This is a genomic window from Caballeronia fortuita (genome assembly GCF_001544835.2).
GTDB lineage: Bacteria > Pseudomonadota > Gammaproteobacteria > Burkholderiales > Burkholderiaceae > Caballeronia > Caballeronia fortuita.
Genome location: NZ_FCNX02000004.1, coordinates 211,458 through 233,270 on the forward strand (window position 1 = coordinate 211,458; position 21,813 = coordinate 233,270).

Genomic DNA, 21,813 nt, shown 5'->3' on the forward strand with positions numbered 1-21,813 from the left:
TCATCGGACATGGATTCATTCGACTTGCGTCTTTCCAGCTTGCGCGCGGCGTATCGCGAAGGCCGCGCGACGCCGCGCGCGTTGATCGGCACGTTGCGCGAGCGCGCGGCGCTGCTGAACCCCGACTATCGGCTGTTCATTCATCTCTTGAGCGATGACGAAATCGAGCCGTATCTCGCCGCGCTCGACGACCGCGACATCGATACGCTGCCGCTCTACGGCGTGCCGTTCGCGATCAAGGACAACATCGATCTGGCGGGCGTGCCGACGACCGCCGCGTGCCCCGCGTTCGCCTATACGCCGACGATCACCGCGACGCTCGTTGCGCAGTTGATCGCGCTGGGCGCGGTGCCGATCGGCAAGACCAATCTCGATCAGTTCGCAACGGGCCTCAACGGCACGCGCTCGCCTTACGGCAAGTGCCGCAACAGCGTGCTTGCGGACTATCCGTCGGGCGGGTCGAGCGCGGGGTCGTCGCTTGCGGTCGCGCTCGGCGTCGCGAGCTTCGCGCTCGGCACCGATACCGCCGGCTCGGGGCGCGTGCCCGCCGCGCTCAACAATCTCGTCGGCACGAAAGGGACGAAGGGTTTGCTGTCGACGGCGGGCGTCGTGCCCGCGTGCCGCACGCTCGATTGCGTCACGTATTTCACCGCGACGGCGAGCGAGGCGAGCGAGCTGCTCGCGCTCACCGCTCGCCACGATCCCGCCGATGCCTATAGCCGCGCGAATCCGCAATGGAACGACGCGTCGGCATTCGGCAAGATCGCGCGCTTTCGCTTCGGCGTGCCGCGTCAGCTCGAATTCGCCGGCTGCGACGAAAGCCCCGCGCTCTTCGAGCATGCGCGCGCGGCGCTCGAAGCGATCGGCGGCGAGGCGGTGGAGATCGACTTCGCGCCTTTCCTCGACGCCGCGCGGCTGCTCTACGAAGGGCCGTGGGTCGCCGAGCGATACAGCGTGGCGGGCGCGCTGATGCAGGCGCAGCCCGACGCCGTGCTGCCCGTCATTCGCGACGTGCTCGCCAAAGCGCCGGGTGCGACTGCCGTCGATGCGTTCCGCGCGCAATATGCGCTGCAGGCGTTGAAGCAACGCTGCGATGCCGTGCTCGCGCCGCTCGACTGCGTGCTGACGCCGTCGATTCCGCGCGCGGTCACGTTGGCCGAACTGGAGCGCGATCCGGTCGGCGCGAACTCGCTGCTCGGGCATTACACGAACTTCATGAATCTGCTCGATTACGCCGCCGTCGCCACGCCCGCGGGCTTCATGAAGAACGGCTTGCCGTGGGGCGTGACGCTCTTCGGGCGCGCGTTCACGGATCAATATCTGCTGAGCGTCGCCGATGCGCTTCATCGCAAGCTCGATGTGCCGCTCGCCGGCGGTGCGCCGCACGACGCCGCCGCGCCCGCGCGCACCGCACGCGACGACAGGATGAAGCTCGTCGTATGCGGTGCGCATCTCGCGGGTTTGCCGCTGAACGAACAGTTGACCGCACGCGGCGCGCGTCTTGTCGAAGCGACGTCGAGCGCGCCGCGTTATCGGCTGTATGCGCTGGCGGGCGGTGCGATTGCGCGGCCCGGCATGGTGCGCGATGAAGCGAACGGCGCGGCGATCGCGGTCGAAGTGTGGGAGATGCCGAGCGCCGAAGTCGGCTCCTTTCTCGCGGGCATTCCCGCGCCGCTCGCGCTCGGCAAGGTCGAACTCGCGGACGGCCGCCGCGAGACCGGCTTCGTGTGCGAGGCGCAGGCGCTGGAAGGCGCCATCGACATCACGCAATACGGCGGCTGGCGCGCATGGATGAATCGCGCGACGTAAGGGCTCAACCGCGAGCGATCTGCGTCAGTGCGAACGCGTGGCGCAGCGCGAAGCCGAGCCGTTCGTACAGCGCGATCGCGCCTTCGTTATGGCTGAACACATGCAGAAACGGCGTGTCGCCGCGCCGCGCGATGTCCTTGCGCAGGATGTTCATGAGCCGGCCGGCGAGACCGCGCCCGCGACAACGTTCGTCGACGCATACGGCGCTTATCTCGACATGACCTTCGATGGCGAGGCGCTCGCCCGCCATTGCGATGAGTTCGCCGTGCTCGCGAATGCCGATGTAGCGGCCTATTTCGCGTGTGCGCTTGCCGAACGGACCCGGCTTCGTGCGTTGCACGAGCGCGATCATGTCGTCGACATCGGCGGGGCCGAGCGCGATCACGTCGCTATCGTCGATGACGTGTGTGAAGCGCTGCGTCTCGATCATCTGATGGATGGTGCCTATGCGCGTTGCCTGCAGGCCGTCGAGGTCCGCGATCGTCTCCGCCGACAACATCGCGACATGCTCGCCGGGCTGCATGAGCGCGTGCAGCGCGCGCCATGCGTCCGGCGTTTCCGAGGCGATGGCCGCGAACGGCGCGACTTCGGGATGAAAGCGCCGCGCCAGCGCGTCGCCCGAACCGAGATGCGCCTGTTTCGTCGTGAGCGCGGTCCAGATCGGGCGGTCAAGCGCGGCGTGGGTCGGACGGGTCATGTGTGCTCCGGATGCGTGAGTGGATCGGATATCGATCACTGTAGGCAAAAGAGAGCATACCGGCCATTGTCGGAAATGACATTTTCAGAGGCATTCACGCCAGGCAGCGCGGCGCGATTCAAACGTAACGCGCTTCGTCCAGATCGGCGATGAGCGTCGGTCCTGTCGGGTGCCAGCCTGAGCGCGCCTGCGTCAGCGCGCTCGATGCGGGCATGTCGAGGCCGACGAACATCGCCATCCAGCCGAAATGCGCGGCGGCATCGTCGGCGGACATCGATACGACCGGCAGTTCGAGTCCGCGGCCGAGCGCTTCGGCGATGGCGCGGCTCGCGATGCCTTCCTCACCGACCGCGTGATAGCGCGCGCCGCGCTCCGCTTTCTCGACGGCAAGCCGATAAAGACGCGCGACGTCGGACACGTGGCCCGCTGGCCAGCGGTTACTGCCGTCGCCGACATACGCGACGACGCCCTTGTCGCGCGCGATCCCGATGAGCGGCGTGATGAGCCCTTGCCGGAGCGGATCGTGGACTTGCGGCAGGCGCACCACCGACACGTTGATGCCCGCGTCGAGCAGCGCGTGGCCCGCGAGTTCGGACGCGATGCGCGGATTCGGATGACGCGCGTTGAAGACATCCTCGGTGGCGGGTTCGCCGTGCTCGCCGCTGCCCATGCCGGTGCCCGACGTGATGACGAGCGGACGATCCGAGCCTGCGAGGGCCGAGCCGAGCGCGGCGATCGCGCGCTTGTCCTTCTCGCAGTTCTCAGCGAAGCGCGAGAAATCGTGATCGAAGGCGGTGTGGATGACGGCATCGGCGTTCGCGGCGCCACGCGCGAGACTTTGCGGATCGTCAAGCGTGCCGCGATGCACGTCGGCGCCGGCAGCGGCGAGCGCCTGCGCGCCGGCGTCCGAGCGCGTCATGCCGGTCACCCGATGGCCTGCCGCGATGAGTTCGGGAACGAGGGCCGAGCCGATGAAGCCGGTCGCGCCGGTCAGGAAGATGCGCATCGTTGAGACTCCGTTGTCGTATCGCGCTTAATATCGGTCGAATGCTTATCCCGTTAAAGTAGTGACGTCATCCTATTAAAACGACTAACAGGTTCCGCATGTCAGTGGATATGGCGAGATCGCTCGGCGATTTTCTGCGCAGCCGGCGCACGCGTCTTGATCCGGCGAGCTTCGGCTTCTCCGGACGGCGGCGCACGCCGGGGCTGCGTCGCGAGGAGGTTGCGCAGCGCGCGAACATTAGTCCGACGTGGTACACCTGGCTCGAGCAGGGACGCGGCGGCGCGCCGTCGGCGGAAGTGCTGGAACGCATTTGCGGCGCGCTGATGCTGACCGATGCCGAGCGCGAACATCTCTTCATGCTCGGCCTTGGGCGGCCGCCGGAAGTCCGCTATCGTCTCGCCGATGGCGTGAGTCCGCGGCTTCAGCGTCTGCTCGATTCGCTGAGGACCAGCCCGGCCATCGTCAAGACGCCGACGTGGGACGTGATCGCGTGGAATCGTGCGGCGGCGGTGGTGCTCACCGATTACGGCGCGCTGCCGCCCGGCGAGCGCAATATCCTGCAGTTTCTGTTCCGCAATCCCGATGTGCGTGCGCGGCAGCACGACTGGGACAGCGTCGCGCGCTTCGTCGTCGGCGCGTTCCGGGCGGATGTAGCGCGCGCGGGTCTCGTGTCGGAAGTCGGCGAACTCGTGGCGCAGTTGAGTCGCGCGAGTCCGGAATTCGATGCGCTCTGGCGCGACAACGAAGTGCATAACCACGAAGAAAGCGGCGGCATCAAACGTCTGATGCATCCGGTCCTGGGATCGGTCGAGCTGGAGTATTCGGCCTTTTCCGTCGATGGCAGGCCGGACCTCGGCATGATCGTCTACACGCCGCTCGAGAGCGCGATGGCCGCGCGGATCGGCGAGCTCATCGCTAACGCGTGACGCTTCAGAACTTCTCGACCCACGGTCGCAACTCGATCTCCCACGCCCATGCGCTGCGATGCTGGCGCAAGACATCGACATAGGTTTGCGCGATGGCGTCGGGATCGAGCGTGCTGTCCGGCGCGTCGGCAGGATCGGCGCGCTGATCGGAGCGCACGCTGCCGTCGATGACGAAATGCGCGACGTGAATGCCTTTCGGCGCGAGTTCGCGCGCCGCGCTTTGCGCAAGGCCGCGCAGGGCGAACTTGCCCATCGCGAAGGGCGCGGACAGCGCGAATCCCTTGACGCCCGCGGTCGCGCCCGTCAGCAGGATCGCGCCTTTTCCCTTCGGCACCATGCGCCGCGCCGCTTGCTGGACGGCGTAAAACGCGCCGAGCGCCGATACGGCGACGGCCTGTTCGACCTGCGCCGCATCGAGTTCGGCGATCGGTCCGCGCACGCGTCCGCTCGCGTTGTACACGACGATTTCCGGCGCACCGATGCGCGACTCGGTTTGCGCGAAGAGCGTGTGCATTGCGCTTGCGTCGGAGGCATCGACGGGTAAGGCGATCGCGCCGGTTTCATCGACGAGATTCGCCAGCTTGTCGATGTTGCGCGCCGCGATGACGACCGGAATGTTCTCGGCGCGCAGACGCCGGGTGAGAGAGCCGCTGATGCCGGGACCGGCTCCGATGATGAGGGCGCTGCCGTAAGGAAGGGTGGTCATGGTTCCGCGCTCGGTGAGGGAGTGGAAACGATGATAGCGGGGTTGGGGGTGGGGTGTGCAAAGCGGGTCGCCACAACAAAAAAGGAGAAGGAACAACACCCGTGTTCCTTCCCCGACAACGATACTGCCGCGAATCCTCAAGCCTTCACGCCGTGCAGGAGGCTGCCGATTGCGTCGAGCGACTTCGTCACGTTGGTCAGATCGACCTTCGTGTATTGCGATGCATCGACCTGAGTCACGGGCGCCACGTTGATCTGCGGGCTCGCGAACGAGAAGCCGGTGATCGAATTGGAGTTGACGCCGTTATTCTGGAAGATGCTTGCGCCGCCGACAATCGCACCCATTTCAGCGCGGCCCAGTTCCTTGCTGACGGCGAGGTTTTCGATTTTCAACATGATGTCTCTCCTGATGACGTGATTGGCGAATGAGGACTTAGAGCTTCACGCCGCCGAGCACGCTGCCGACCGCTTCGAGCGACTTCGTGACGTTCTTCAGATCGACGTTCGTAGTCGTCGATGCGTCGACTTGCGTGACGGGCGCGACGTTGGTTTGCGGGCTCGCGAACGAAAAGCCGCCGTTGTAGTTGGAATTGATGCCGTTGTTCTGGAAGATGCTCGAGCCGCCGACGATGGCGCCCATTTCTTCACGGTCGAGTTCTTTGCTGACGGCGAGGGATTCGATCTTCAACATGATGGTTCTCCGGATGTGTGATGTGTCTGAAAGACTGGATGCGATATCAGAGTGCGACGCCGCCGAGCAGGCTGCCGACCGACGAAAGCGACTTGGTGATGTTCTTCATGTCGACGTCGGTGTGCTGCGATGCATCGACTTGCGTGACGGGCGCGACGTTCGTTTGCGGGCTCGCGAACGAGAAGCCGCCGTTGTAATTGGCGTTGATGCCGTTGTTCTGGAAGATGCTCGAGCCGCCGACGATGGCGCCCATTTCTGCACGGCCGAGTTCTTTGCTGACAGCGAGGTTTTCGATCTTCAACATGATGTAGCTCCTGACTTGGTTGGTTGGATGAGCACCAATCGTTGCGCTCGCAGCTACATATGCGAGGGCTGTGCCAGGCGCAGCTAGAGGATATTTTGGAGCGTGATAAGTTATTGATTTATAGAGACAAAAACATATTTCTATCGAGGCGCGCTTGCTTTTACGCAACCCGCTCTCCACGATGAATGTCGGTGGGCGAATGACAGAGCTTCGAAACGTGTCGGCGACAAACGAACAGTGGATCAAGAACGATTTGGAATCCGTATTAAATACGCAAAACGCATCGAACGCTGCGTCGCGATGAAATTAGAAGGAAGGGAAGGGAACGACAGGCGGGGCGTACGGCGAAGAAACGAAAAAAGGAGAAGGAACCGCTTGGGTTCCTTCTCCCGCGAAGACGATGCCTTTACAGCTTCGCGCCTCCGATCAGGCTGCCGACCGAAGCCAGCGTCTTCGTGACGTTGGTCAGATCGACGTTCGTCTGCGTCGAAGCATCGACTTGCGTCACGGGCGCGACGTTCGTCTGCGGGCTCGCGAACGAGAAGCCGGTCACGGCGTTGGAGTTGATGCCGTTGTTCTGGAAGATGCTCGCGCCGCCGACGATGGCGCTCATTTCAACGCGGCCGAGTTCCTTGCTAACCGCGAGATTGTCGATCTTCAGCATGATGTGTCTCCTGAGATTCGGTGGATGGATGAGCGTTGATCGCTTACAGCTTCGCGCCGAGCACTTCGCTGCCGACGGTGGCGAGCGTCTTCGTGATGTTCGTCAGATCGACGTTCGTATGTTGCGAAGCATCGACTTGCGTGACGGGCGCAACGTTGGTTTGCGGGCTTGCGAACGAGAAGCCGCCGTTGTAGTTGGCGTTGATGCCGTTGTTCTGGAAGATGCTCGCACCGCCGACGATGGCGCCCATTTCCGCACGGCCGAGTTCTTTGCTCACTGCGAGGTTGTCGATCTTCAACATGATGTAGCTCCTGGATTTGGTTGTTTGGTGAGCACCAATCGTTGCGCTCGCGGCTACTTATGCGAGGGCTGTGCCAGGCGTGGCTAGAGGATCGGTTCGGTTAAGTCAACGCGTTGATTGCAAAGGGAGTTTCGAGACGCTGCGCGTGAGACGCGCTGTTTATCGATGCGACCTGCAGAGCCGATCAGTCGGCTATGCAAGAACTTATCGGCTGGAGTTGTCGGCGTCCAACGAACAGTGTCGCGATACGAAGGCGTGCGTGCTGATGCACGCCGCGCTTCGTATCGGTATGGAAGTGATGGAAAACAGTTCAGAGTTGCTGCGACACGCCGAGGGGCGCGAGCGGTTCCATGACCGGCACGCTTTCCGGCTTCAGATCCCTGATGAAAGTTTCCGACAGCGCGATCACGCTCGCGAGCGCACGCGTGTCGTAGAGCGCGTGATCGACGTCCCCGCACACGGCCGCCTTCACGCGCGACATGCGCGACAGCTTCTTTCCGTGCCTGCCGAAATGCGCATTGAGTTGATCGAGGCCCTCGTCGCCCGCGCCATACACGAGCAGCGTACGCACGCCCTTGCGTTCGAGCGCATGCACGACGCTGTGCGGATCGGTGAGCGGTTTGTGATCGGCATGCATGACCTTCTTGCGCGTCACGCCGAGCATCTGCGATTGCAGTCGCGCCGCCGCATTCGATGCAAAGGCTTTCACAATGGGCTTGAGCCCGCGCTTGCCGCTCAGCACCAGCCACCATTTCTGCGGCTTCAGGATGGCGGGTCCGAGACGCGCCATCGTGTTGCGCCGTTGCGCTCTGAGCTCCTGCAGCGTGAGATGCTCGGATATGTGGAAGCGCTGCAGATTCACGGCGATGATCGCGCTGATAGCAGGCTCGACGAGCGATGCGCGCAACGCGCTATACGCGCCCGAGCAGATGCCGAACACGACGACGTTGTCATAGCCCTTGCGTTTGAGCCATGCGGCGGCCGTCGCGACGTCCTCGATCGTGCTCGATGCATGAATCGACGCGACCGTGTCGAGCGTGCCGTCGGGCGAACGCGCGGGACTGTCGCCGATGCCGCGCGCATCGAAACGCAACGACGCGATGCCACGTTGCGCCATCTCGCGCGCGATACGCACGGACAGCCGGCTGTCGCCTTGATGCACGCTGCCCGCCGTATTGGTGATGACGATGACCGGCCCGCCCGCGAGTCCGTCGCGCGGCTCGCACAAGATGCCGAAGAGTCCCGCCGCGCCGAAGATCACTGGCCGCTCGATCGCTTCCGGTGTTTCAATGATCGCGTCGTCGCTCATGCTCGGACGTGCTGCCTTGCGCATGCGAGCGGGTCTGGGATCGGCGAGTACGTCATCGGCCATGCCATGCGCGATCCATTGCGCGGTGCGCTTGAGCGTCTTCTCCGGCAAGGTCGATGAAGCGGTCTCCTGCATGAACTCGAAATAGTCGTCGAAGGCTTCCGTCTGTACGTCGACACCTCGTGCGCGCAATGCGTCGCATAGCGGCTTGCTTGCACTCGCGCGCATATCGGCGATGAATACGCGCTTGGGCATCACCGACTGACGCGCCATCGACTTGCCGAGATCGAACGCGCTCAAGGTATTGCGAAAGGCTTCGCTATAAACCTGTCCGAGCACGTGATATGGCGAATCGCTCTGCATCGCACGCACGACGACGGGCAGATTCTCCACCCACGTCTGCCGCAGCGCGGTCAGTTCGCGAAGATAATGGCGTCCTTTGACAACGGGCGCGAGCAGTGCAATCGAATCCACGAGCGAATGTTGCGATGCGAGCGCGGCCAACGTGCCGCCCAGACGCAAGCCGCATAACGTGACTTTCGTTACGCCTGTCTCCTGCCGCAAACGTTCTATCGCCGCGTTGATATCCGCGACGAAGTGATCGAGCCGGTCGCCATCATGATCGATGCCGACCGAATCGCCCGTTGCGAGATAGTCGAAGCGGAGGACAGGAATATCGCGTTGGGAAAGTTCTTCGGCCAGAAAACGCATGGCCTTGTGGCCCCACGCCTCTTCATGTCCGAAAGGGTTGCACAGTACGACGCCGTGCTTGCCTTGGCCGGCATGAAGCCAACCAAAGCGACCTCCAAAGACGATCGGCGTCATGCGTTGGCTCCCTGCCCGACATTACCGAAATGCACGCACGCGCTTCGGTAAGAAGCGAGGTTGGCAACGTGATGCATCCCTGGGCCGCTCAATGTTTTAATAAGGTCGCGCATTTTGTTGAGTTTCTCATTGCACGTTTTGCGAAATTAAACCTCCTTTCGAATCTTCCCTTCGGTGCGCTGGACAACAATTGATGTCCGTATGCCGGTGTGTGGGGTAGACCGCATTCGTTGCAAACGGGTTTTTCGAATGTGCGCCAGACCGGACATCTAGACAACGACGTACTGACGGCCTGCATGAACTACTACGTTAGCGCGGAAGCACCGCTGACGCCTGCATGGCGCGTTCTCGCTTTCATAATTCTCTGCTAACTCCGCCTTCATAAGATGCACGTGCAGTTTGCTCAATCTTATCCATGCAAGGAGTGTCTTATGAAGCCCGCCAAAGTTCTGCTCGCCCTGTGCTGTGTCTTCGTCGCCGGCGCCGCGAGCGCCAAGGAAGCGAAGGTCGCACCCGCCACGATGACGTGCGCGGACTTCGTGCAAGTCGATGATGCGTACAAGCCCGCGCTGGTATATTGGGTTGCCGGCGTCGATAAGCTTGGCGTGAAGGGAACCGAAACCACCGTGATCGATACGGCGCAACCCGTTGCGGCGACCGTGTCGGAAGCATGCATGAAAGATCCCACCGCGAAGTTCAGAACCAAAGTTCATTCGATGGTGAAGGCAAATCAGATCGCGCTCTTCGATCATCATTGATGTATTCGTTCCGATAACCAACCGTTACGTATCGGAATTCAGAAACCTTCTACACTTCTGGTCAAACACAAGGCGGCAATTGTCTTGCGGCACAGGCGATTGCCCGCATCGAGGCGATCGGTGTCCACCGGATCGCTGTTTCGCCTACCAAAACCGGCCTTTAGACCAAGGTCGTCATTCGTCAGTCTTATTGCGCGCTTTGATCATACAAGGCGGGCGTTTTCCGTTTTCATTTCCACGGGGTGCGGTATGATGGCCTAATATTACAGATTGTAATGTTAGCAACGAACGAATTGCTTGGGCATTTGTCTGCTCAGGACGAACCGATGAAAGGAGCATCCATGGCAAGTCCCGTTTTCGAGTCTGTGCGGCTGGACGATGTAGCGCTCGAGCCAGATCCAATCGATCCCGCATGGATCCTCGAAGGCAATCCTGTCGCGCGCAGCGGCCAATGGTCGCAAAGTCTCGATACGACAACATCATCGTGGGTCTGGGACTGCACCGCCGGCCGGTTCAACTGGTACTTCGAACAAGACGAAACCATCTACGTGATCGAAGGTGAAGTTATCATCACAGCCGAAGGCCAGGAACCGCGCACGCTGCGTGCCGGCCACGCCGCGCTGTTTTATGCAGGCACGCGGTCCCAATGGCACGTACCGAAGTACGTTCGAAAGCATGCCATTCTTCGTCCGCATATCACCAAGCCGGTATTGCTTGCGCTCAAGGTGAGCCGCAGGCTGCAGAGCAAACCGAGCGGCTATCTGCCTCGCACGAGTCCGCGCGCCATGTGAGAATCGGTATCACATCGAACTTCATTCGCCGCTGTGCCGCCCGAGAATAAAAAGCGAACGCATCCCGGCGTGCACGATTTGCGCGTATTGCGAATCGGCTTTTTGCTTCTGGATAACTTTTCGCTGATTGCGCTCGGCACGGCCGTCGATCCGCTGCGCATCGCCAATATGCTCGTCGAACGCACGGTCTACGAGTACACGCTGATCGGCACGAATGGCGATGTCATGCGCTCTAGCGACGGCATTCGCGTGATTCCCGATGTCGCGATGCCAGACGCGGCCGACTTCGATGCCGTGTTCGTCGTCGGACCGAATCCAATTCCACGAAAGGGCATCGGCGCAATCATGGATTGGCTGCGCTTGCAGGCGCGTCGAGGCAGCGCACTTGGCGGCCTCGACACGGGCAGCTATTTCCTTGCCCGGGCGGGATTGCTCAATGGCTATCGCTGCACCATTCATTGGGAAGATCAGGACACGCTGCTGGAACACTTTCCGAAGCTCACCGTTTCAAATCGCCTCTATGAAGTGGACCGCGACCGGTACACATGCAGCGGCGGCGTCGCGCCCCTCGATCTTATGGTGCATCTGCTCGCGCTTGCTCCCGGAAGTCCCGCGCTCGCGGCGCGCGTGCTTGAACTGCTCGTTGCCGAGCGGCGGGGACATGAAGAGCGGCAAGTGACGTCGCTCAGGCAATACATTGGCGACGCGCACGCGAAACTCGACGAAGCATTGCAGGTGATGGAGAGCAATATCGAAGAGACGCTCAGCATTGCCGAGATCGCGTCATTCGTGAAGGTCTCGCAACGTCAGCTCGAACGCTGGTTTCAGGAGCGGCTCGACAAGACACCGGCGCAGGCTTATCTGGAGATACGGCTGCTGCGCGCGCGTCAGTTGCTGTACAGAACCGCGCGCACGCTAGAAGAAGTGTGCGCGCGCACCGGCTTCACTTCCCTCACGCATTTCTCGACGCGCTACAAGGCGCAGTTCGACATTTCACCGATTGCCGATCGACGGCGTTATCAGAAAACACTCTGAACCGCCCGCATGAGCGCGTTGTTCGTGGTTAACCCTCGATGTCGAAAACGAGAATTTTGACGTCGAATCGGGAAACGTTCGAAATCACGAGGCTCCTACCATTCACTCACCCCGACGGACTTCCAACCAGGAGTTGAGTGCATGAAAATGGCAAACGTGATCCGTATCGAGAACGGCGATAAAGCAAAGCACACGTTCTCAAATGCCGAATACGCGAATCGACACGGCAAGCTGCGCGAACTGATGGCGCGCGAGAACATCGATGCCGTGCTCTTCACCTCGTATCACAACATCAACTATTACGCGGATTTCCTGTACTGCTCGTTCGGACGCAAATACGGACTCGTGGTGACGCCGCAGAAAGTCGTTTCGATATCTGCAAACATCGACGGAGGGCAGCCGTGGCGGCGTACCGTGGGCGACTATAACGTCGTCTATACGGACTGGCAGCGGGATAACTTCTTTCGCGCCGTGCAGGGCGAGATCGATAATAAGGGGCGCGTTGGCGTCGAGTTCGATCAATTGCCGGTCGAGACGTTATCGAAGCTGCAAGCCGCGCTGCCAGCGGTCGAATTCGTGGATATCGGCATGCAGACGATGCGCATGCGCATGATCAAGTCGGCGGAGGAAATCGAAGTTATCAGACACGGCGCGAACGTGTGCGATGTCGGCGGCGCTGCGCTCGCAAAGGCTGTGCGCGAAGGCGTGCCGGAGCACGAAGTGGCGCTCGCCTCGACGCAGGCGATGGTGCGCGAGATTGCCCGCCGCTTTCCTGACTCCGAACTCATGGATACCTGGACGTGGTTTCAGTCCGGCATCAACACGGATGGCGCGCATAACCCGGTTACCACGCGCAGGGTTCAGAAAGGCGACATTCTCAGCCTCAATTGCTTTTCGATGATCGCGGGCTATTACACGGCGCTCGAACGCACGATGTTCTTCGACCATTGCTCCGATGCGCACCTGCGTCTCTGGCAGATCAATGTCGAAGTACATGAGGCAGGACTCGCACTCATCAAGCCGGGCGCGCGCTGTTGCGATATCGCCGCCGAGCTCAACAAGATCTATGCGGAGTACGGCGTTCTGCAATACCGCACCTTCGGTTACGGGCATTCGTTCGGCGTGCTTTCGCATTACTACGGGCGCGAGGCCGGACTCGAATTACGCGAGGACATCGATACGGTGCTCGAACCGAACATGGTCGTTTCGATGGAACCGATGATCATGCTTCCGCAAGGATTGCCCGGCGCGGGCGGTTATCGTGAACATGACATTCTCGTCGTCGGCGAAAAGAGCGCTACCAATATCACGGCCTTCCCGTACGGACCCGAGCACAACATCATCGCGGCCTGACGCGCAAGCCGCGCAATATGCGCTCCGATAGCATCGTTGTCGGGGCGCGCACAGCTATCGCATCATCATGTCCGGAGACATTCGATGAACACGGAAAGAGCGGTACCCGCGCAGGTCGCGATGCCTCGGGCGTCGCATGAAGAAGGCACGCAAGTCGATCCGAAGCTATTGAAGCGTGCCGCCTGCGCGAGCTTCATCGGCAATTTCGTCGAGTGGTTCGACTATGCATCTTATGGCTATCTCGCGACGATCATCGCAGTCGTCTTTTTCCCGAAAACAGACGGCGCGACCGGCCTGCTCGCGACGTACGGCGTATTCGCGATCTCGTTCATCGTGCGGCCGATAGGCGGCATCGTGTGGGGACACGTGGGCGACAGGATAGGCAGGCGCACATCGCTCTCGCTGTCGATTCTCATCATGTCGTGTTCGACATTTCTTATCGCGCTGCTTCCCACCTATGCCCAGGTCGGCATGCTCGCACCCATATTGCTGTTGCTCGTGCGTGTGGTGCAGGGCTTCTCGGCATCGGGTGAGTATGCCGGCGCGGCTGCGTTTCTCGCGGAATACGCGCCGGACAAGCGGCGCGGTGTCTATACGAGCATCGTGCCCGCGAGCACGGCTGCGGGTTTGCTGTTCGGCTCCTTGCTCGTCGTGCTGATGCATGCCGCGCTCACGAGCGAGCAGATGCAGTCCTACGGCTGGCGTCTTCCGTTTGTTCTTGCGGCGCCGTTCGGGCTGATCGGTCGATACATTCGCGTGAAGCTCGAGGACACGCCGCGTTTCAAGGCAATGGAACATCATCACCACGCCGCGCAGGCGCCGATAGCCGAACTGCTGTCGAAGCATCGCGGACGGATGTTGATCGCGTTCGGCGTGACCTGTCTGAATGCGGTGGCGTTCTATCTCGTGCTGAGTTATATGCCGACTTATCTCTCGACCGAAATGGGAAAGAGCGAGACATCGTCTTTCATCGCGGCGACGATTTCGCTCACCGCATACATCGGCCTGATCTTCCTGATGGGCGCCATATCCGATCGCGTGGGGCGCAAGTCTATGCTGATTGGCGCATCGATCCTCTTCGCCGTGTTGACGGTGCCGCTGTTCAAGGGACTTGAAGGAGCGAGCTTCGCGATGATCGTCGCCATTCAGATTGCGTTCGGCGCGCTGCTCACGATGAACGATGGCACGCTGCCTTGCTTCCTGTCGGAGATCTTTCCGACTCGCGTGCGCTACAGCGGCTTCGCCTTCTGCTTCAACGCGGCGAATGCGTTGTTCGGCGGCACGGCGCCGCTCGTCGCGACATGGCTCATCGGCGTGACGGGCAATAAGCTCGCGCCGGCGTGGTATCTGGTTGGAGCGGCTGGCATCGCCTTGATGGCGATGCTTGCGAGTCGTGAGACTTCGCACGCGCCATTGGCGGACGAGTAGCATTGTCTCGTAACATATGAGGTGAATTAGATAGCTACTGAGCTTTCTGAAAAGTGGGCGCTTATATGCGCCCACTTTTCATTTGTGCTTGCGCAGAAGTGTCCGTCAAGAACAGCTTCCAAAAATAGCCGGGCAGTTTTCTCATATGGATGCGTGCGTTGTTCAACACTCGACGCGGTTTTTTCTTGCCTGTAACCTGCGTCCGTAGTCGCTCAGAGTTCAACAACCGACGACTCATCAGTCGCTACGCGCGTTCCGTACGAAGAACACTGACGCAACGACCCGGAGGCTCAGCGATGTCGACCTCATATGACGTCCTCGAACCCAGGTCATACAGTAGCAGGCTCGCAAGCGAAAGTTGTCGGGTTGCGGAACGAATGAGGCGGCGCGCGTTCTATCTCCCTGGCAGTCTCGCGATGACCAAAGCGCAACAGGATCGAGCGGCAGCAGCGGTCCGAAAAATGCTTAGCTTGTCCGCTCCATATGTCCGTCATCCTCCGCATCGATGATGTGCCGCCATGCCACTGAGTGCAGCCATGCGAAATGCAATGGGTCCCGCAGACGTGATGTCGATACACACGGAAGAAGCGCCCGATATGGGCGCTTGCCTCCGCATTGCACCGGTCATACTTGCCCGCGGATCGGGCACGCACCTCTGGCCAAAGTTGCGAGAACAGCTCGTGAAGCTACTGGCGTGCATTATGCCGGTGCACAAACGTATTGGTGGAACAGTGGTATCGTCCTCGGTCGCGCACGTGCGGTTCGATGCGCTCGCGCACCCCGACGGCGTGATGCATGCAACTTACAACCCGGCTCTGAAGGATCTTCAAACAGACGGTCGTTTTATCCGTCTCTGTCCTTATCAGTTCTGCCGCGTTCCCTCCGGGCGGCGATGGAACATGTCGGCGGCGGCTCGCCTTGCGAAAGCGTGATCGTGCCACTGTCGGCGGGATGATGGAGCCTGGGATCGTATGCCGCCGGGTGTGAAGCAATTTAGAAGGACGGACTGAGTAACGTCGGAAGCGGCGGCGTGGTCTTCAAATGCGCGACCGCAAGTCATGCGCGCTCCGAGGGCGTCGCGGATCGCTCGGATACGCAGGATATCGAGCGTCAGTTCGAAGTCATCGAAGTTCAATCAAGTTTCCATTTCGGCGAGGACGACATCGTGCGTCTCGACGATGGTTTTTTCTGCATCTGACCGCACCGCTGGTGCTTCGAATCCGAGGGATGACATGCGCGACTTTCAGGGATTGCTGGCACGGCTTTTCGATGTCGCCATGGTGGTGGGCGGCGCCACGGTCGCATCGCGGATCAGGTTCGAGAACATCGCGGAGCCGGCCTACTACATACCGTTTGTCGCGTTCGCGGCGGCGTTTTCACTCGTGCTGTTTCCGGGCTTCGGTCTGTACGAATCATGGCGCGGTCGTAGCAAGGTCGTGCTTGCGAGCCGCGTATCGCTCGCGTGGCTGGTCGTGCAGGCTTGCGTGCTCGTGCTGATGTTCTCGCTGCATCGTATCGATGCCGTTTCGCGGCTCTGGTTCGCGTACTGGACCGCGATGTCGGGCGCGCTGATGATCGTCGGACGACTCGTGATGCACGCGCTGCTCGCGCGTATGCGTCATGCGGGTATGAACTTCCAGCAGGTGGCGGTCGTCGGTTGCGGACGGCATTGCGAAACAATCATGCGACGAATCCAGCGCGCAAGTCATTCGGGCTTTCGCACGATCGCGGTGTTCAATGCATCGCCCGAAGTGCCGATAACTTCGCGCATCGCGGTCTTCGATGACTTCAATGAATTCGTGCGTCATGTCCGCGAGCAACAGGTACAGGAGGTCTGGCTGGCGCTGCCTTTGTCGCAGGACAGAACGATATTGCGCTTCGTGAACGAGTTCCGCGACGATCTCGTCAACGTGCGATTCATTCCCGACGTGCGCGACCTGGCGCTTTTCGAAAGCGGCGTCAGCGATCTCTTGGGCGTCGCCGCGATCAATCTCGTGGCATCGCCGTTATCGCAAAGGGCGCTCTTGCAAAAGGATATTTTCGACAGGCTATTCGCGCTTGCCGCGATCATCGCGGTTGCGCCGATTCTGATCAGCGTCGCGATAGCGGTCAAGCTAAGCTCGCCCGGCCCGATCTTGTTTCGACAGCGCCGCAAGGGCGCGGACGGGCGCGAGTTCACCATCTACAAGTTTCGCTCGATGCGTCTGCATACCGAAGAGGCGGGTGTGGTGAAGCAAGCAACGCGCAACGATCCGCGCGTGACGCGTGTGGGCGCATTCCTTCGCCGCACGAGCCTCGACGAACTGCCTCAGTTCTTCAATGTATTGCGTGGCGAGATGTCGGTCGTCGGGCCGCGTCCGCATGCGATCGCGCACGACGATCTCTATCAGAAGGTCGTGCAAGGCTATATTCACCGATATCGCATCAAGCCAGGCATCACGGGTTGGGCGCAGGTCAATGGCTTTCGCGGTGAAACCGACCGCATAGAAAAGATGGAAGCGCGCGTAGCGCACGATTTGTACTATCTGGGGAATTGGTCGTTCGCGCTGGATATGCGCATCATTGCCGCGACGGTGTTCAAGGGGCTACGCAGCGCGAATGCTTATTGACTGTCGAATTCCACTTTAGAAGCGCAACGTAAACAGCTTTCCCCAAGTCGATAACGCCGACGTATGACGTCGAGCATCCTCAATGCTTTCCATACGACGGTCGCGACCGTGTCATACGCAGCGATACCCGTGTCGCGCTCGAACGGCCGCGCCAGATGCGCGGCATGCAGATTCGTGCAGAATGTCGTCACCGCATCGGGGCGGGCGAACGCGGTTTCGCGCATCATGCTGTTTATCAGCGTGTCGCGCACTTCGGCGAAGCTGAAGTTGTCGCTCAGGTCAAGATGCCGCTCGGCCACGCATTCGATGCCGAGCCTTTCGTAGTTGGCGATGATGCGCTCCTGCACGTCATCGATATAAGGTGTGACGAGACCGAGGCGGCGCACGCCGGTCATCGCGAGAATCTCGTTCAACGCGAGCACGGATGTCGTCGCCGGAATGCCGGTCGCTTCCGTCAAATGACGGCACAGCGCATGGTCGCGCTCGAAGCCGAGCCAGCCGGCCGACGTGCCGCTCCATCCGATGACATCGACGCGCGCATCAGCAAGCTGCTTTGCTGCATCGAGAATTGGCGTCACGTCGAACTGTCCGAGCGCGTGATCGGCGAGACTGATCTGCGTCACCGTGAAGCGCGCGAAGTGTGCGCTCACGTGCGGTAACGCGCTCAACATCGCGCACGTCAGCGGTTCGAGCGCCGTGTTGGACGACGGCGTAAGAATGCCGAGCCGCAGACGTTGCTTTCGCATGGCGATGTCTCCCTAGTCGTCGAGCAATGCCTTCACGCCATCGGCGGCTTCGCGGCGCAGCGATTCGAGATCGAGGCCCGGAATCACGCCATCGTCGACGACCACGCGGCCATTCACGATGTTGTAACGCACGCGCGCCGGCTCGCCCGAAGCCACCGGCGCGACCGCGAGATCGTGATAACCGTAAAAGCGCGGATCGTCGATGTCGTACAGCACCAGGTCGGCGGCCTTGCCGACTTCGAGCGTGCCGACCGCATCGAGGCCGAGCACGCCCGCGCCGCCCGCGCTGCCCCAGTGGATCGTTTCCTCTACCGTTGTCGCCGACACGCCTTGCGCCGCGCGATGCACGAGCCACGCGAAATGCGCTTCGTTGATCATGCTGCCCGATTCGTTGGACGCGACGCCGTCGACCGCGAGCGACATCGGCACGCCCGCTGCAGCCATTCGCGGCGCGGGCGCGATGCCGCTGCCGAGGCGCGCGTTGCTGACCGGGCAATGCGAGCAACCGCTACCGGTTTCGGCAAGCATCGCGATTTCGCTCGCCTCAAGATGCACGAGATGCGCGAACCAGACATCGGGGCCAAGCCATTCGTGATCGGCGACGAATTCGACCGGCAACTGGCCGAATCGCTCGCGGCAGAAATCGACATAACGCCGCGTCTCCGACAGATGCGTATGCATGCGCAGACCCATGCCGCGCGCAGCACGCGCAATCTCCGGCAAGAGCGCGGGCGGCAGCGAGAAGGTCGGTGTCGTCGGCGCGACGACCACACGGCGCATCGACGTGCCGCGCGCATCGTGATAGCGCGCCTTTAGACGTTCGATATCGGCGAGCATCTGATCGAGCGTCTCGGGCTTCAACGCAACCTTCGAGAAGCCCGGATGATCGCCCGCCGCCTGCAACGCGCCGCCGCGGCACAGCACGAAGCGCAGACCGAACGACGCCGCTTCGTCGAAGAGCAGGTCGCCGGTTTCAGTGGTGCCATCCGCGTGATAGAGATAGTGATGATCCGCGCACGTCGTCACGCCGGACAACAACAGTTCGGCCATGCCGAGGCGTGCAGCCACGCGCGCAAGCTCGGGCGTGAAGCGCGCGAGACGCGGATACGGCACGGCAGCGAGCCATTCCTGAAGATCGGCGTTGATGCCGGAAGGTACCGCTTTCAGCAGGTTCTGGAACAAGTGATGATGCGTGTTCACCCAGCCCGGATAGACGACGCATGATCGCGCATCGATGACGCGTTCGTCGTCGATTGCTTCGAGATCGGGCGCGATCTTCGTGACGATGCCGTCGCGGATGCGAATATCGACCGCGCCGAGACGCGCTGCATCGCCGCGCAGTCCACTCATGACCGCAAGCGGATTCTTGATGAGTATTGCTGTATTTGAAGTCTTCATGAATATTTGTCCTGTCGTCATGTTTTACTCGCGGACCATGTTGTGCGCAGGCACGACATCTTCCTCATGGGCGCCGTTGAGCACCGCGTTGAGCACGACCGACACGAGACAGGCGAGCACGACGCCGCTGTGCACGAAGGGCTGAGTCCAGTCGGGCATCTGCTTGAAGACTTGCGGCGCCATCACCGGAATGAGTGCAGTGGCGATCGTGAAGCCGACGATCAGCACGTTATAGCGATTGCGTTCGAAGTCCACTTTCGAGAGCGTCTGTACACCCGCCGCGACCACCACGCCGAACATCGCGATGCCTGCGCCGCCGAGCGCGGCCGAAGGTGTCGATGCGACGATCGCGCCGATCTTCGGCACCAGCGCGACGACGCACATCAACACGCCGCTTATCGCCACGACCCAGCGGCTGCGCACGCCGGTGAGAATCACGAGCCCGACGTTCTCCATGAACGCGATGAAAGGAAACGCGGCGAACATGCCGGCAATCGCGCTCGCGAGACCATTGGCGCGCATGCCCCGCACGGCGTCTTCCTCGCTGATGTTCTTGTCGACGATATCGCCGATAGCGACGAAGAGACCCATCGACTCGACCATCTGCACGACCATGACGACGATCATCGTCAGCACGGGCACCACCGAGAACACGGGCATGCCGAAGTGGAACGGCAGCGGCATCGTGAACCACGGCGCATTGGCGACGTTGCTGAAGTCGCCCATGCCGAGTGCGCACGCAAGCACACTGCCCGCAACGAGTCCGATCAATACCGACAGATTGCGCAGGAACGCGTTGGCGAAGCGATTGACCGCGAGAATCACGAGCGCGACGACGAGCGCGACGCACAGGAAGGGCAGCGCGCCGAAGTGCCGGGCGTTCTCGCCGCCGCCCGCCCATTGATACGCAACGGGAAAGAGCTGCAGGCCGATGACGGTGACGATGCAGCCGGTCACCACGGGCGGAAAGAAACGCCGCAGCCGTCCGACGAGCGGCGCGGCGAACATCGTGAAGAAACCCGCGCCGATTACCGCGCCGCACACGCCCGCGAAGCCGACGCCCGGGCTCAGGCCGATCGCGATGACCGGACCCACGCTGCTGAACGCCACGCCTTGCAGGATCGGCAGACGCACGCCGAACTTCCATACGCCGACGGTCTGAAGCACCGTCGAGATGCCCGAGCAGAAGAGCGCCGTGCTGATGAGCACGGTCGTATCGGCGGGCGACATCTTCAATGCGGATGCGACGATCAACGGCACGGCAATCGCGCCGATGTAAGCAACGAGCATGTGTTGCAGGCCGAGCGTGATCATCTGCCGTTTGGGCAGGACGCGATCGACGGGATGTTGGTCGGTGTTCATCAACGTGTCTCCTGATTATCGTTATCGGCGGCTGCGTTCGTCAGGCCGCAACGGGCACGGCAAGGCAGGCATGGAAGCGCTCAGTCAGTGCCGCGCGATCGAGCTCGCGTCCAATGAACACGATGCGGCTCGAACGCGGCTCGTAGCCCCACGCCTGTGCCGCGCGCAGTTCGATGATGTCGTGCACGCCTTGCAGCACGTAGCGATACGGCTGGCCTTTCACGGCGAAGATGCCCTTCATGCGGAAAAGGTTCGTCGCGTCCGATGCGCGAAGTTCGGCGAGCCACGTTTGCAGCGCATCGAGGTCGACGTCCGCATCAACTTCGATTCCGACCGACGAGACGCTGTCATCGTGATGATGATCGTCATGATCTTCCTCATGATGATGGTGATGTTCGTGCTCGTCGTCGGCTTCGACTAGCTGTTGCGCGAACTCGTTGGCGCCCACGCCGAGAATCTTGCGCAGATCGATCTGCGCATAGCTCGATTCGACGATCTCCGCTGTCGCATTGAGCCCGCGCAGGCGTTCCTTCAATGAGGCGATGTCCTGCGGGGTGACGAGATCGACCTTGTTCACGACGATGCGGTCCGCGCAGACGATCTGATCGACCGCCTGATTGTCGCGTCCATCGAGCACGAGGTCGTCGAGATGCGCGGCGATGTGCTTCGCATCGACCATCGTCACGACGGCATCGAGCGTGACGCGTTGCGCGATCGGATCGTCGATGAAGAAGGTCTGCGCCACCGGATAAGGATCGGCAAGCCCGCTCGTCTCGACGATGATGTGATCGAGCCGCTCGGGGCGTTCGACGAGCATCCGCACGATGCGAACGAGGTCTTCGCGCACCGCGCCCACGCAGCACACGCATCCGTTGGTCATTTCGTAGATCTCTTCGGTTGATTCGAGCACGAGGCCGCCATCGATGCCGACTTCGCCGAACTCGTTCTCGATCACCGCGATCTTGTGACCGTGCTTCTCGCGCAGGATGTAGTTGAGCAGCGTGGTTTTGCCCGCGCCGAGAAAGCCGGTCAGCACTGTGACCGGAATCTTCTGGAACGCGTTATGAGTCGTATGAATGTGGGTCATTGCATGTCT

Annotated in this window: 22 protein-coding genes and 1 pseudogene; 10 read left to right on the forward strand and 13 right to left on the reverse strand. The window is 61.3% G+C overall.

What is annotated here, in order from left to right:
- Positions 1-9 precede the first annotated feature (9 nt).
- Positions 10-1,809 (forward strand): allophanate hydrolase, encoded by a 1,800-nt coding sequence (gene atzF / locus AWB77_RS09950; RefSeq protein ID WP_061134453.1) that lies wholly within the window; start codon positions 10-12, stop codon positions 1,807-1,809.
- A 4-nt stretch (positions 1,810-1,813) separates the two neighbouring features.
- On the opposite strand, the gene AWB77_RS09955 is transcribed toward atzF, so the two are convergent.
- Both AWB77_RS09955 and AWB77_RS09960 read right to left on the reverse strand, forming a co-directional pair.
- The gene (locus tag AWB77_RS09955; protein WP_061134258.1) at positions 1,814-2,506 is read right to left on the reverse strand and encodes a GNAT family N-acetyltransferase; all 693 of its coding nucleotides are present in this window, start codon (positions 2,504-2,506) and stop codon (positions 1,814-1,816) included.
- Between the two features lie 118 nt (positions 2,507-2,624).
- Positions 2,625-3,512 (reverse strand): SDR family oxidoreductase, encoded by an 888-nt coding sequence (locus tag AWB77_RS09960; protein WP_061134259.1) that lies wholly within the window; start codon positions 3,510-3,512, stop codon positions 2,625-2,627.
- Between the two features lie 98 nt (positions 3,513-3,610).
- On the opposite strand from AWB77_RS09960, the gene AWB77_RS09965 reads away from it, so the two are divergent.
- Positions 3,611-4,438 (forward strand): helix-turn-helix transcriptional regulator, encoded by an 828-nt coding sequence (locus AWB77_RS09965; RefSeq protein ID WP_061134260.1) that lies wholly within the window; start codon positions 3,611-3,613, stop codon positions 4,436-4,438.
- Positions 4,439-4,442: 4 nt separating this feature from the next.
- On the opposite strand, the gene AWB77_RS09970 is transcribed toward AWB77_RS09965, so the two are convergent.
- The 7 genes from AWB77_RS09970 to AWB77_RS10000 all read right to left on the reverse strand — a co-directional run bounded on the left by AWB77_RS09970 (position 4,443) and on the right by AWB77_RS10000 (position 9,237).
- Positions 4,443-5,144: an SDR family NAD(P)-dependent oxidoreductase gene (locus AWB77_RS09970; protein ID WP_061134261.1), complete on the reverse strand. Its 702-nt coding sequence runs from the start codon at positions 5,142-5,144 to the stop codon at positions 4,443-4,445.
- A gap of 137 nt (positions 5,145-5,281) precedes the next feature.
- Entirely contained in the window at positions 5,282-5,539 is a 258-nt protein-coding gene (locus AWB77_RS09975) for a hypothetical protein (RefSeq protein WP_061134262.1), read from the reverse strand.
- A gap of 37 nt (positions 5,540-5,576) precedes the next feature.
- Positions 5,577-5,834, reverse strand: a complete 258-nt coding sequence (locus AWB77_RS09980; RefSeq protein WP_061134263.1) for a hypothetical protein — start codon at positions 5,832-5,834, stop codon at positions 5,577-5,579.
- 46 nt (positions 5,835-5,880) lie between these two features.
- Complete coding sequence (locus tag AWB77_RS09985; protein ID WP_061134264.1) at positions 5,881-6,138, reverse strand: hypothetical protein; 258 nt, start codon at positions 6,136-6,138, stop codon at positions 5,881-5,883.
- 406 nt (positions 6,139-6,544) lie between these two features.
- Positions 6,545-6,802, reverse strand: coding sequence for a hypothetical protein (locus tag AWB77_RS09990; protein ID WP_061134265.1), 258 nt, complete (start codon positions 6,800-6,802; stop codon positions 6,545-6,547).
- Between the two features lie 43 nt (positions 6,803-6,845).
- A complete protein-coding gene (locus AWB77_RS09995) occupies positions 6,846-7,103 on the reverse strand; it encodes a hypothetical protein (RefSeq protein WP_061134266.1) in 258 nt (85 codons plus the stop codon).
- 310 nt (positions 7,104-7,413) lie between these two features.
- Positions 7,414-9,237, reverse strand: coding sequence for an alpha/beta fold hydrolase (locus AWB77_RS10000; RefSeq protein ID WP_061134267.1), 1,824 nt, complete (start codon positions 9,235-9,237; stop codon positions 7,414-7,416).
- A gap of 431 nt (positions 9,238-9,668) precedes the next feature.
- Between AWB77_RS10000 and AWB77_RS10005 the strand changes: the two genes are divergently transcribed.
- The 8 genes from AWB77_RS10005 (at position 9,669) to AWB77_RS10035 (ending at position 17,211) form a co-directional block, all read left to right on the forward strand.
- Positions 9,669-9,995: an HdeA/HdeB family chaperone gene (locus tag AWB77_RS10005; RefSeq protein WP_061134268.1), complete on the forward strand. Its 327-nt coding sequence runs from the start codon at positions 9,669-9,671 to the stop codon at positions 9,993-9,995.
- 341 nt (positions 9,996-10,336) lie between these two features.
- Complete coding sequence (locus tag AWB77_RS10010) at positions 10,337-10,786, forward strand: cupin domain-containing protein (protein WP_061134269.1); 450 nt, start codon at positions 10,337-10,339, stop codon at positions 10,784-10,786.
- A gap of 102 nt (positions 10,787-10,888) precedes the next feature.
- Positions 10,889-11,821 (forward strand): GlxA family transcriptional regulator, encoded by a 933-nt coding sequence (locus tag AWB77_RS10015; RefSeq protein ID WP_244158511.1) that lies wholly within the window; start codon positions 10,889-10,891, stop codon positions 11,819-11,821.
- 141 nt (positions 11,822-11,962) lie between these two features.
- Complete coding sequence (locus tag AWB77_RS10020) at positions 11,963-13,174, forward strand: M24 family metallopeptidase (RefSeq protein ID WP_061134271.1); 1,212 nt, start codon at positions 11,963-11,965, stop codon at positions 13,172-13,174.
- Between the two features lie 84 nt (positions 13,175-13,258).
- Positions 13,259-14,602 carry an MFS transporter gene (locus AWB77_RS10025; protein ID WP_096031109.1) on the forward strand — a complete coding sequence of 448 codons (1,344 nt, stop codon included), beginning with the start codon at positions 13,259-13,261 and terminating at the stop codon, positions 14,600-14,602.
- Between the two features lie 566 nt (positions 14,603-15,168).
- On the forward strand, positions 15,169-15,534 hold the full coding sequence (locus AWB77_RS10030) for a hypothetical protein (protein WP_157694788.1): 366 nt from the start codon (positions 15,169-15,171) through the stop codon (positions 15,532-15,534).
- Positions 15,535-15,632: 98 nt separating this feature from the next.
- Positions 15,633-15,800, forward strand: a complete 168-nt coding sequence (locus AWB77_RS35710) for a hypothetical protein (protein WP_157694789.1) — start codon at positions 15,633-15,635, stop codon at positions 15,798-15,800.
- Between the two features lie 34 nt (positions 15,801-15,834).
- Positions 15,835-17,211 carry an undecaprenyl-phosphate glucose phosphotransferase gene (locus AWB77_RS10035; RefSeq protein WP_061134273.1) on the forward strand — a complete coding sequence of 459 codons (1,377 nt, stop codon included), beginning with the start codon at positions 15,835-15,837 and terminating at the stop codon, positions 17,209-17,211.
- 15 nt (positions 17,212-17,226) lie between these two features.
- Here AWB77_RS10035 and AWB77_RS10040 read toward each other — a convergent pair.
- The 4 genes and pseudogenes from AWB77_RS10040 to AWB77_RS10055 form a co-directional block, all read right to left on the reverse strand.
- A pseudogene (locus AWB77_RS10040) lies at positions 17,227-17,957 on the reverse strand (maleate cis-trans isomerase family protein).
- Positions 17,958-17,969: 12 nt separating this feature from the next.
- On the reverse strand, positions 17,970-19,355 hold the full coding sequence (locus tag AWB77_RS10045; protein ID WP_061134274.1) for an isoxanthopterin deaminase: 1,386 nt from the start codon (positions 19,353-19,355) through the stop codon (positions 17,970-17,972).
- A gap of 24 nt (positions 19,356-19,379) precedes the next feature.
- Positions 19,380-20,717 carry a nucleobase:cation symporter-2 family protein gene (locus AWB77_RS10050; protein WP_061134275.1) on the reverse strand — a complete coding sequence of 446 codons (1,338 nt, stop codon included), beginning with the start codon at positions 20,715-20,717 and terminating at the stop codon, positions 19,380-19,382.
- Positions 20,718-20,757: 40 nt separating this feature from the next.
- On the reverse strand, positions 20,758-21,804 hold the full coding sequence (locus tag AWB77_RS10055) for a CobW family GTP-binding protein (protein WP_061134276.1): 1,047 nt from the start codon (positions 21,802-21,804) through the stop codon (positions 20,758-20,760).
- Positions 21,805-21,813 lie beyond the last annotated feature (9 nt).